Source organism: Vibrio sp. L3-7 (assembly GCF_963898195.1).
Taxonomy (GTDB): Bacteria; Pseudomonadota; Gammaproteobacteria; order Enterobacterales; family Vibrionaceae; genus Vibrio; species Vibrio echinoideorum.
Genome location: NZ_CAWQUW010000040.1, coordinates 1 through 11,167, shown reverse-complemented (window position 1 = coordinate 11,167; position 11,167 = coordinate 1). Strand labels below are relative to the sequence as shown.

The 11,167-nt window shown below is 42.7% G+C and carries 8 protein-coding genes and 1 tRNA gene; 5 read left to right on the top strand and 4 right to left on the bottom strand.

Going from position 1 to position 11,167, the window contains the following annotated elements:
- Positions 1-187: 187 nt before the first annotated feature.
- The 3 genes from AACW75_RS19870 to pepA form a co-directional block, all read right to left on the bottom strand.
- Positions 188-3,061, bottom strand: coding sequence for a valine--tRNA ligase (locus AACW75_RS19870; RefSeq protein WP_237297930.1), 2,874 nt, complete (start codon positions 3,059-3,061; stop codon positions 188-190).
- A gap of 103 nt (positions 3,062-3,164) precedes the next feature.
- The gene (locus tag AACW75_RS19865; protein ID WP_017073419.1) at positions 3,165-3,614 is read right to left on the bottom strand and encodes a DNA polymerase III subunit chi; all 450 of its coding nucleotides are present in this window, start codon (positions 3,612-3,614) and stop codon (positions 3,165-3,167) included.
- Between the two features lie 106 nt (positions 3,615-3,720).
- Positions 3,721-5,241 (bottom strand): leucyl aminopeptidase, encoded by a 1,521-nt coding sequence (pepA, locus tag AACW75_RS19860; RefSeq protein WP_004735335.1) that lies wholly within the window; start codon positions 5,239-5,241, stop codon positions 3,721-3,723.
- Between the two features lie 192 nt (positions 5,242-5,433).
- Between pepA and lptF the strand changes: the two genes are divergently transcribed.
- Both lptF and lptG read left to right on the top strand, forming a co-directional pair.
- On the top strand, positions 5,434-6,534 hold the full coding sequence (lptF, locus tag AACW75_RS19855; RefSeq protein ID WP_029224834.1) for an LPS export ABC transporter permease LptF: 1,101 nt from the start codon (positions 5,434-5,436) through the stop codon (positions 6,532-6,534).
- Between the two features lie 3 nt (positions 6,535-6,537).
- The gene (gene lptG, locus AACW75_RS19850) at positions 6,538-7,608 is read left to right on the top strand and encodes an LPS export ABC transporter permease LptG (protein WP_237297929.1); all 1,071 of its coding nucleotides are present in this window, start codon (positions 6,538-6,540) and stop codon (positions 7,606-7,608) included.
- Between the two features lie 61 nt (positions 7,609-7,669).
- On the opposite strand, the gene AACW75_RS19845 is transcribed toward lptG, so the two are convergent.
- Positions 7,670-8,146: an RDD family protein gene (locus tag AACW75_RS19845; RefSeq protein WP_135458604.1), complete on the bottom strand. Its 477-nt coding sequence runs from the start codon at positions 8,144-8,146 to the stop codon at positions 7,670-7,672.
- A gap of 195 nt (positions 8,147-8,341) precedes the next feature.
- On the opposite strand from AACW75_RS19845, the gene AACW75_RS19840 reads away from it, so the two are divergent.
- From AACW75_RS19840 to AACW75_RS19830, 3 genes are all read left to right on the top strand, one after another.
- A tRNA-Leu gene (locus AACW75_RS19840) sits at positions 8,342-8,426 on the top strand.
- Positions 8,427-8,814: 388 nt separating this feature from the next.
- Positions 8,815-9,222, top strand: a complete 408-nt coding sequence (locus tag AACW75_RS19835; protein ID WP_017073415.1) for a VOC family protein — start codon at positions 8,815-8,817, stop codon at positions 9,220-9,222.
- An 81-nt stretch (positions 9,223-9,303) separates the two neighbouring features.
- Positions 9,304-10,557: an HD-GYP domain-containing protein gene (locus AACW75_RS19830; RefSeq protein WP_017073414.1), complete on the top strand. Its 1,254-nt coding sequence runs from the start codon at positions 9,304-9,306 to the stop codon at positions 10,555-10,557.
- The last annotated feature ends 610 nt before the right edge of the window (positions 10,558-11,167 follow it).

Below are 11,167 nucleotides of genomic sequence, written 5' to 3'. Positions count from 1 at the left end.
CTACAGCGGCGACGACCTGTAATTTAAAGCCTAGTGTGTAATCACGCTGAGTGCGCTTAACGTAGGTATTATTTGAAGTAGTCATAATTCGTCCTCAATGTGTAAACACATTTCAGGACGGGACATAAACAATAAAAAGGGCAGATTATTATCTGCCCTTTTTCTTACTTAAAAACTATCGCATGGATTATAAAGCTGCGATTGTCGCTTTTTGCTCTTCTAGCTTAACAAGAGTCTCTTGGTAGCCTTCAAGCTTTTCACGCTCTTTCGCGATAACCGCTTCTGGTGCTTTAGCAACAAAACCTTCGTTACCTAGCTTACCTTCGATACGTTTAATCTCACCTTGAGTCTTTGCGCTTTCTTTGTTTAGACGAGCAAGTTCAGCATCTTTGTCGATAATGCCAGCCATTGGCACCATTAGCTCGGATTTGCCAACGAGTTTCGTTGCGCACGCTGGCGTTGCTTCACCGTCTGCAAGCACTTTAAGTACATCAAGTTTTGCTAGAGAGTTTAGAACAATCTTGTTTGCTTCGATACGAGCAGCGTCTTTTTCATCGGCTACTTTGATCATTACTTCTAAGCCTTGGCTTGGTGCAATGTCGTATTCCGCACGTAGGTTACGAATAGCAGTGATGAAAGTCTTAACCCATTCGATGTCGTCAACGATCTCAGCATTGAAGTTAGCTTCATTAAACTGAGGAAGTGCTTGAGTCATGATTGTCTCACCTTCAACGCCGTCTACTAGCGGCTTGACGCTCTGCCAGATAGATTCAGTGATGTAAGGAAGAACAGGGTGGGCAAGACGTAGAGTCTTCTCTAGAACCGTGATCAACGTGTAACGAGTTGCTTGTTGTTGAGCTTCAGTACCCTTCCAAAGAACAGGTTTTGTTAGCTCTAGGTACCAGTCACAGAATTGGTTCCAGATGAATTCGTAAAGCGTGTTTGCCGCCATGTCTAGACGGTAGTTGTCTAGGTGAGCGTTAAACTCTTTCGCTGCAACTTCAAACTGAGATTCAATCCACTTATCAGCTAGAGAGAATTCCATGTTTGCACGGTCTTCAGCAGACAGTGACATGCCACAATCGTGCTCTTCTGTGTTCATCAGTACGTAACGGCTTGCGTTCCATAGCTTGTTACAGAAGTTACGGTAACCTTCAAGGCGCTTCATGTCCCAGTTGATGTCACGGCCAGTTGAAGCCATAGCAGCAAGAGTGAAACGTAACGCATCAGTACCGTATGGTTCGATCCCATCTTCGAAAGTTTTACGCGTAGCTTTTTCGATCTTAGCAGCCAGTTTAGGTTGCATCATGTTGCCACAACGCTTCTCTACCAGCTCTTCAAGACCGATGCCGTCAATCATATCGATTGGATCAAGTACGTTACCTTTCGACTTAGACATCTTGTCGCCGTTTTCATCACGGATAAGACCCGTCATGTAAACTGTTTTGAAAGGTACTTGAGCCTTGCCATCTTCGTCTTTCACGAAGTGCATAGTCATCATGATCATACGAGCAACCCAGAAGAAGATAATATCAAAACCAGATACTAGTACTTCGGATGGGTGGAATGTTTTCAGTGCATCTGTATCTTCAGGCCAGCCTTGTGTGCCGAACGTCCAAAGTGCAGATGAGAACCATGTATCAAGTACATCGTTGTCTTGCTTAAGAACAATCACTGGAGAAAGGTTATTCTTTTCGCGAACTTCTTCTTCAGTGCGGCCTACGTAAACTTTACCATCGTTGTCGTACCATGCTGGGATACGGTGGCCCCACCAAAGTTGACGAGAGATACACCAATCTTGTACGTCACGCATCCAAGCGAAGTACATGTTTTCGTATTGCTTAGGAACGAACTGGATCTCACCATCTTCAACGGCTTTAACAGCAGGCGCAGCAAGAGGCGCTGTACGCACGTACCATTGGTCAGTCAGCATTGGTTCGATAACCACACCACCACGGTCACCGTAAGGAACGGTTAGATCGTGATCTTTGATCTCTTCAAGTAGACCTAGTTCATCAAATTCCGCAACCGTTGCACGACGAGCAGCAAAGCGCTCCATACCTTGGTATTTAGCTGGAAGCTCTGTTGAGTACACATCGCTTTCTTCACCGTTAGTTGTGAAGATTTCAGCCGCATCACGGATATCACCGTTGAACGTTAGGATGTTGATCATCGGTAGGTTATGGCGCTTGCCCACTTCGTAATCGTTAAAGTCATGAGCTGGCGTGATTTTCACACAACCCGTGCCTTTGTCCATATCCGCGTGCTCATCACCTACGATAGGGATAAGACGGTTTACGATAGGAAGCAGAATTTCTTTACCGATAAGATCTTTGTAACGTGGATCTTCTGGGTTAACCGCAACACCTGTATCACCAAGCATGGTTTCAGGACGTGTAGTCGCAACGACGATGTAGTCTTTGCCATCAGCGGTTTTAACACCGTTCGCTAATGGGTAGCGGAAGTGCCACATGAAACCTTTTTTGTCTTTATTTTCAACTTCAAGATCAGAAATTGCAGTGTGCAGTTTAGGATCCCAGTTTACTAGACGCTTACCACGGTAGATTAGGTCTTCTTCGTATAGACGAACAAACACTTCTTGAGTCGCAGCCGATAGGCCGTCATCCATAGTGAATCGTTCACGATCCCAGTCTACAGATGCGCCAAGACGACGAAGTTGCTGAGTGATCGTGCCACCTGATTCGGCTTTCCATTCCCAGATCTTGTCGATGAAAGCTTCACGGCCGTAGTCGTGTTTTGTTTTGCCTTCTTCAGCGGCGATCTTACGCTCAACAACCATTTGAGTGGCGATACCAGCGTGGTCAGTACCCACTTGCCAAAGAGTATTTTTTCCTTTCATACGTTGAGCACGGATAAGCGTATCCATGATCGTATCTTGGAACGCGTGACCCATGTGCAGGCTGCCAGTGACGTTCGGTGGCGGGATCATGATGCTGTATGCTTCTTTTGATGTGTCACCGTGTGGCTTAAAGTAGCCTTTCTCTTCCCAAGTCTTATACAGAGCTTGTTCGATTGATGTTGGGTTGTATGTCTTTTCCATAGTGCTCTTATAACGGATACTGTGAATGGTTAATCGTGGTCAAACTTCATAAGTGAAGCTTCTTGAATCTAAATTCAAAGATAGCTTTAACTATGAGGTTTGACTATGGATGTTGAATCTCGATAGTTTGTAGCTGATATCCAGCCTGACGGTAAATTTTATACCTTTCTCGAGCGAGTTGCTTAGCTTTTTCTTCGCAAGGAACGAAGTCTATCACCTGAGCAAAGGCGTTCGCAAAGGTTGTATTATTATCGGCCAGATTTATTACCAGTTGGCGATTCCAATTATGTTTTACGCCTTGATAGCCAATTTCGATGTTGGTTGAATACTTTGGGCCTTCGCCAACTAAGTTGTGTGCAATAAATTCACTGGGTTCGACCTGCCAAAAAACTTCAGCGATACGTTCGGCATGTTCTTTGTCATTGCAGTTAAGGTAAAGTTTAGCGCCTTGTTTCGCAAAATGCTGAGCAAGAAACAACACATAGTGAGCAAAACCATCTTCGTTGGCTTGCGGGCTGTCTGAAGACACAATGTAAAATGTGGCAGTCTGCATACTTTACTCTCGAAACTTGAACTGAAAATCGTGGATATCAATCTTACTTAGTTAACAGGGGCTAATAAATAGCGCTTATTAAAAAAGGGCCCGTAGGCCCTTTTCATTATTTTGAAGATTGCTCTTCAGTCTCTTGGCCGCTGCGGTTCAATAAGAATTGGACTAGCATTGAGACAGGACGACCTGTCGAGCCTTTCGCTGCTCCTGACTTCCACGCTGTACCAGCACTGTCGATGTGAGCCCAGTGGTACTTCTTAGTGAATTTAGACAGGAAGCAACCTGCGGTGATAGTACCGCCAGGGCGGCCACCGATGTTTGCCATATCAGCAAACGGACTGTTCAGCTGCTCATGGTACTCGTCTGCCATAGGTAGACGCCATGCGCGGTCACTTGCTTGCTCTGAAGCATTAACAAGTTCATGAGACAGTGGGTTGTGGTTTGATAGAACGCCACTGATGTGGTGACCTAAAGCAATAACACACGCGCCAGTTAGTGTTGCAACGTCGACAACACAATCTGGTTCAAAACGCTCAACGTAAGTTAGAGCATCACATAGAACTAAACGACCTTCAGCATCTGTATTGAGTACTTCAACCGTTTGGCCAGACATTGTAGTTAGGATGTCACCTGGGCGGTAAGCATTGCTACCCGGCATGTTTTCACAGCCCGCTAGAATACCAACAACGTTGATTGGCAAGTTAAGTTTCGCCAATGCTTTCATTGTACCGAATACAGACGCAGCACCACACATGTCGTACTTCATCTCATCCATACCTTCACCAGGCTTAAGCGAGATACCGCCTGAATCGAAAGTAAGACCTTTACCGACTAGAACGATAGGTTTTGCATTTGGATCAGCAGCGCCTTTGTACTCCATGATAGACATCATAGATTCGTTCTTAGAGCCACGGCCTACAGCTAAGTATGAAGTCATACCCAGCTTTTCCATCTCTTCTTCACCGATGATCTTAGTCTTTACTGTCTCATAATCGTCAGCTAAACGACGAGCTTGAGAAGCTAGGTAAGCAGGGTTTGCGATGTTTGGTGGCATGTTGCCAAGATCTTTAGATGCTTTCACACCTGAAGCAATAGCAAGACCATGAGAAATCGCTTTTTCGCCAAGGCTTAGCTCGCGACGAGTTGGTACGTTGAATACCAATTTACGCAATGGACGACGAGTCTCTGGTTTGTTGCTCTTAAATTGGTCGAATGTGTAAAGACCATCTTTAGTCGCTTCTACCGCTTGACGAACTTTCCAGTAAGTGTCGCGACCTTTAACGTGAAGTTCTGTAAGGAAACATACTGCTTCCATAGAACCTGTTTCGTTTAGTGTGCTGATGGTTTTTTGGATAATTTCTTTGTATTGACGCTCGCCTAGTTCACGTTCTTTACCACAGCCTACCAGTAGAACACGTTCTGAAAGTACACCAGGTACTTGATGCAGTAGCAGCATCTGGCCAGGTTTACCCTCTAGATCACCGCGACGAAGCAGTGAACTAATGTAGCCATCGCTAATCTTATCTAATTGCTCGGCTACTGGAGAAAGGCGGCGCGGTTCGAATACACCGACAACGATACATGCGCTGCGCTGTTTCTCTGGGCTGCCACTTTTTACACTGAACTCCATGCGTACTCCTACATCCTGAAGACAAATCGAACTAAATGTTAGATAATGGGTTCTTACTTGTTGGATCCTATAATGGAACTAACCTTAAAGAAGAACGCTAACACTTAGCTAAAAATTTAAAAAAATAAAAGGTTCAACGGGAAATTATAGTGATTCAATCAAAAAAACAAGTTTTGTATAGGTAATTTGAGCGTGATTATTGTTAGATATTTGATCCGCGAGACAATCAAGAGCCAATTTGCGATCTTTTTTGTTCTCTTTCTCGTGTTTCTCAGCCAAAAATTCATCAGTGTTTTAGCGGACGCCTCTGATGGTGATATCCCTGCGAGTTTAATATTGTCGATCGTTGGCTTAAATATGCCAGCGATGGGTTTATTGATGCTTCCACTCAGTATCTATATTGGTATTTTGCTTACTTTTGGTCGCCTTTACGCTGAAAGTGAAATAGTAGTAATGAATGCCACTGGTATAGGTAACAAATTCCTTATCCAATCTGCTCTTTATCTCGCCTTGATAACAGCAAGCTTAGCCGCATTTAATTCGCTATGGTTGTCTCCTTGGTCACAAGACAAAGTTGAACAAATGTATGAAGAGGTTGCAGCAGAGAACAGTGTTGATTTGCTACCAAAGGGTAAGTTTGAAGGTACCCCTGATGGTTCTTCTGTTGTTTTTATCGATGATATTGACGGCAACAAGTTAGAAAATGTGTTCGTTGCTCAGATGCGTCCACGTGATTCGGTACTTCCTAGTGTGATGTTCTCTAAGTCAGGTGACGTAAAAGAACTGAGCGATGGTCGTCAAGTTATTGTTATGTACGACGGTACTCGCCATGAAGGTGTACCGACTCGTCTTGATTATATGGTGACGCACTTTGAAGAATACGAAGGTCTGATTGGCCAACGTGAAGTTGAGAAGAAAGGCCGTGATTGGGAAGCCATCCCTACGCTTGAACTCATTGGTAATCCAGAAAATAGTGCGAAAGCGGAATTGCAATGGCGAATTTCTTTGGTACTTTGTATTCCATTGTTGACCATGCTTGTTGTGCCACTGTCTGCGGTAAACCCTCGACAAGGTCGTTTCGCTAAAATTGGCCCAGCAATTCTAATTTACTTAACCTATTTCTTAGCAATCAGCGCCACTAAGTCTTCAATTGAAGACGGGAGCATTCCGGCTGTTGTCGGTATGTGGCCAATTAATGCTTTATTGTTGTTTGTTGCCGTTGGTGCAAACTTTATGGATAGCGTGCCAGTAAGGCGTTTGAAAGAAAAATTCAAGAAGAAGAGGTTGGCTTAAGCCGTGTTTAAGATTCTCGATTTATATATAGGCAGAACCATCATCGCAACAACGTCATTAGTTTTGGTGACGTTTGTCGGGCTTTCTGGGATTATTAAATATGTAGAGCAGTTGAGAAAAGTGGGTCGTGGTACATACGATCTATTGCAAGCGCTTTACTTTGTTTTATTGAGTGTTCCTCGTGATATCGAAATGTTCTTCCCAATGGCCGCTTTGCTCGGTGCATTGATTGGACTCGGTATGCTTGCTGCGAGTTCTGAGCTGGTGGTTATGCAAGCCGCGGGCTTCTCTAAGTTAGATATCGGCCTATCGGTATTAAAAACCGCAATTCCATTGATGATTGTCGTGACACTTCTTGGGCAATGGGGAGCTCCTCAAGCACAGAAAATGGCTCGTGATTTGAGAACCATATCGATTGCTGGTGGTAATATTATCTCGACCCAAAGCGGTGTTTGGGCTCGTGATGCCAATGACTTCATCTTCATTGTTAAAATAGACGATGAGAAATTGTATGGTATGAATATGTGGCGTTTTGATGAGAACAAGGCATTGAAGACCGCTATATACTCAAAAGAAGTCGACTACGTTGGAGACAATGTTTGGACGATGAATGATGTCGAGATCACGTCTTTCGAAAATGAAATCCAAATCACCAAAGAAAGCCTACCGACTTACTCTTGGGAAACATCATTAGCTCCAGATAAGCTTGCGATAGTAACGGTTAAACCAGAAGAACTATCTCTAAGTGGTCTATATGATTATGTTTCTTACCTTAAGGCATCTGAGCAGGATTCATCTCGCTATGAGTTGGCGTTATGGAGAAAGATAACTCAGCCTATATCAATAGCGGTTATGATGTTGATGGCATTGTCGTTTATCTTTGGCCCTCTGCGTAGTGTGACCATGGGAGCTAGGGTTCTGTCTGGTGTTATTGCTGGCTTTACTTTCTATATATCGAGTGAGTTTTTTGGTCCAGTAAGTTTGGTTTATCAAATACCACCCGCCTTCGGTGCACTAGCCCCGAGTGTGGTGTTCCTCGGAATAGCCATCATGCTCTTGAGGCGAAAGCTGTAAATAAAAAAGGAAGGTATTATGCCTTCCTTTTTTTGTCCTGATAGAAACTCGCTTAATAGCGTTATCGTGCTTGTGGTAACACGACGACTTCTGTCTTGGCCCAGATATCGTGAAAGCCACGTCTTTGTGGGTCGAATGGAACGCATAGGTTTGCCAGTCCAAAACCTGAAGTGCCTAAGCGTATTAGCGCCTGAGTTACTGTGATCGTTGAACCATCTTTGTTTTGAACGCGAAGCTTCCAAGCTCTCATCCCCAGCGTTTGTCCTGCTCTGGTCCAAAAGAACACAAAAAAGTAAACCCAAACAACCACTAAGTAAAAAGTATACGCAGGGCTCCAAATCGGATGGTTTGTTAAGAAGTCACTGACATCTGCATAACCGCTATGGCTAAAAATGCCAATAGCCATGAGTGCGTGCAGTAGAGCGACAATGACGCCAGCAGCTATCATTTCAATAGCGATTACGATAAGAGCGTCATAGAATAAGGCACCAAATCGGCGCATTACTCCTGCTGGTGGCAGAGTGTTTGTTGATGTCATTGTGTGATTACTTCTTCAAAAATTTAGGCGTCAGAATATAGTCTAAGGCTTGGCGTGAAAAGAGACATGACGCACAGCTTATGACTTAGTGGTGAAATTATCGGCAAACACACATGAATTCAAGTTTTTATACTTGCCACATCAGTTCGCATACGTATAATGCCAGACATCGAAAGGGCAATGCCCCAAGATAATGCCGGTATGGTGAAATTGGTATACACGACGGATTCAAAATCCGTTGCCTTCGGGCGTGGCGGTTCAAGTCCGCCTACCGGTACCAAACATAGAAAGGTCGCTTTTATAGCGACCTTTCGTCGTTTTGGGCGTTTGTGAATTCCTAATCCAGCGTGTCGGCTTGGATGCAAGCCCAGTCAGTCGCCTACCGGTACCATATTTAAATGACAAAGCCTCGACTCAAGTCGGGGCTTTGTTGTATCTACAGCATCGAAATTACTTTTGGTAGTTGAGCCATTGCTCATAAATGTGACCAACTGAAAGATGTTCGTTTTCTTCTCTGTACCAGTCAGGTCTTGATGCTTTATTCCCTAATGTCATCATTTTCCAACGTAATTTGATCTGTTATTAAACTAATTACCTAAAATCAAACTGTTACCTTTAATTTTTACTTCTATTGTCTATGTTTAAGATAAGTCATAAAGGAGAGAGATATGCTGACAGTAACCCCTTACTTATTTTTTGATGGTCGTTGTAATGAAGCGTTGGAGTTTTATCACAAATGTTTTGGTGGTGTGGTTTTATCGAAACAACTGTTTAGTGACGCACCACAGGTAATAGAGGGTGCTCAGCCTGATTGGGTTATGCACGCAGAGTTTGAAGCATTCGGTATGAAGCTTATGATGTCAGATGGCGTCAAAGCCAAAGAATTAGAAGGAAACAATCTTGCACTCTCTCTTGTTACTGAGGATACCGCGACGCAAGAGCAGATCTTTGAAAAGCTAAAGCAGGGTGGGCGTATTATGACACCGTTAGCTGATACTTTTTGGGGAGCTAGGTTTGGTAAAGTAGAAGACAAGTTCGGTATACGTTGGATGGTACACTGTGATTCTTTAAGTTAAACCTGTGAAATTGGATAGTGAAATTGCTGCTCGGTTTTATTAGAATTATAAATAGAGATTATTAATCAATATTATATAGAAATGGGCAGCATAAAGATTACCGTAGACCGCATTCAGCCCGGTTTACATATACGACTCCCTGGAAAATGGAATGAACACCCATTTTTGTTTAACAGTTTTAAAATCAAAGATGACGATCAAGTAAAGGTAATCCGGCATCTTGGGATTAAACACGTCTACATAAACCTTAATCAAAGCGATACATCGCCATTACCTCCAAATCATGAAGGGGAGTTGGAAAGCGATAGTGATCTACAAGTTCGTCTTGAAACAGAAAGGATGTGGAAAGATAAGCATGAACGTATCGAGACGCTAAGCTCTTATCGACGTAAGGTCAGTCATTGTGAGAAAGAGTTTGAACGCTCTCTTGCTCGAATGCGTTCTATCATGACAAAGATTCGTAATAGGCCTTTAGACGCGGTAGGGGAAGTTAAGTCTCTTGTTGATGATATTGTCGAAACACTATTAAGCGACGACAACGTCACCTTACATTTAATGAACGGCAAAGCTGATTTTGAAGATCTTTACTTTCACACATTAAACGTTTCAGTTGTTGCCCTGATGATAGGTAAAGCTAAAGGTTACAATACACAACAATTGAAAGACCTTTCTTTTGCTGCGTTGTTTCATGATATTGGAAAAATCAAAATACCAGTAGCAATACTAAGAAAGCAGACGGCGCTAACGGTTCCTGAAGAAAACTACTTAAAGCTTCATACTAAGTATGGAGTAGATATAGCTGCAGGAATTGACGACTTCCCCGAAAGTGCTAAGAAGGTGATAGCGCAACATCATGAAATGAATGATGGTTCAGGTTATCCAGAAGGCTTAACAGAAGATGACATTGATGAGTTTGCTAAGATAGTCGCAGTGGCCAATGCATTCGATAACCTTTGCCATGGTAAAGGGCAACCTCAACAGAAGATCCCTTATCTAGCACTGTCCCACTTATATAAGAATTGCAAACATCTATATAGTCAGGACAATTTGAGTTTGCTGGTAAAGTTTATGGGAGTGTACCCTCCAGGAACTGTAGTTCAGCTTTCTAATGATTCTATTGGGATCGTAATTTCAGTTAATGCGAAACATATGCTTTATCCGAATGTATTGATTTATGATCCTAGTGTGCCAAGAACTCAAGCTCCGATTATTGACCTGCTTACTAAAGAGATAAAAATCGTTAATGCAGTCCATCCAAGCAAACTACCTGAACAAGTGAGAGAGTATTTAAACCCAAGGGCTCGATTATCTTACTTTTTTGATAATAACGAGTAGTTATCCACAGGTGTTTGTGGGTATTTTGTTTAAAAGCTGGGGTGAAATAGGTATAAATAAGCTCTTGGTTGAAATATCTTCGCTTAACCCATTTTTTCAATAAAAAACGTATTTATTGCTTGCCAATAAACGCAGCATCTCTATAATGCCGCCTCACTGACACGGTAGACGCCACAAGGCTTCAGCGAAGAATGTTAGTAAGGCAACTAGCTAAAAGCGATTATTCGCATCTACTTTTTAAAAGTAGAAATTAATTCCAAATAAGTGTTTGACACCGAGGATTAATTAGCTAGAATGGCCGCCTCTTCCGAAGTGATGTAAGTCACAACGAAGAGAAGCTCTTTAACAATTTAAACCTATCAATCTGTGTGGGCACTCGTTGATGAATATCAAAACGTTATTACTTAGGTAGTAACAGTTACTTCGGTAACAAACTTGATTTCAATGAACTGAGTGACCAATACAAAGTTAAGTTTACTTAATTTTGGCACAGTCAATTCATTACCATTCTGTTGGAATGGTAATAGCTTTAGAATTACATGTTCATTTTCGAATGAATATTAGTTTTGAAGTCAGTATTCGTTGAGTCACAAAATCTTAAATTGAAGAG

Coding starts and splice junctions, on each gene's coding strand:
- AACW75_RS19870 (WP_237297930.1), bottom strand. CDS start 3,061: ATGGAAAAGACATACAACCCAACATCAATCGAACAAGCTCTGTATAAG.
- AACW75_RS19865 (WP_017073419.1), bottom strand. CDS start 3,614: ATGCAGACTGCCACATTTTACATTGTGTCTTCAGACAGCCCGCAAGCC.
- AACW75_RS19835 (WP_017073415.1), top strand. CDS start 8,815: ATGCTGACAGTAACCCCTTACTTATTTTTTGATGGTCGTTGTAATGAA.
- AACW75_RS19830 (WP_017073414.1), top strand. CDS start 9,304: ATGGGCAGCATAAAGATTACCGTAGACCGCATTCAGCCCGGTTTACAT.
- AACW75_RS19845 (WP_135458604.1), bottom strand. CDS start 8,146: ATGACATCAACAAACACTCTGCCACCAGCAGGAGTAATGCGCCGATTT.
- pepA (WP_004735335.1), bottom strand. CDS start 5,241: ATGGAGTTCAGTGTAAAAAGTGGCAGCCCAGAGAAACAGCGCAGCGCA.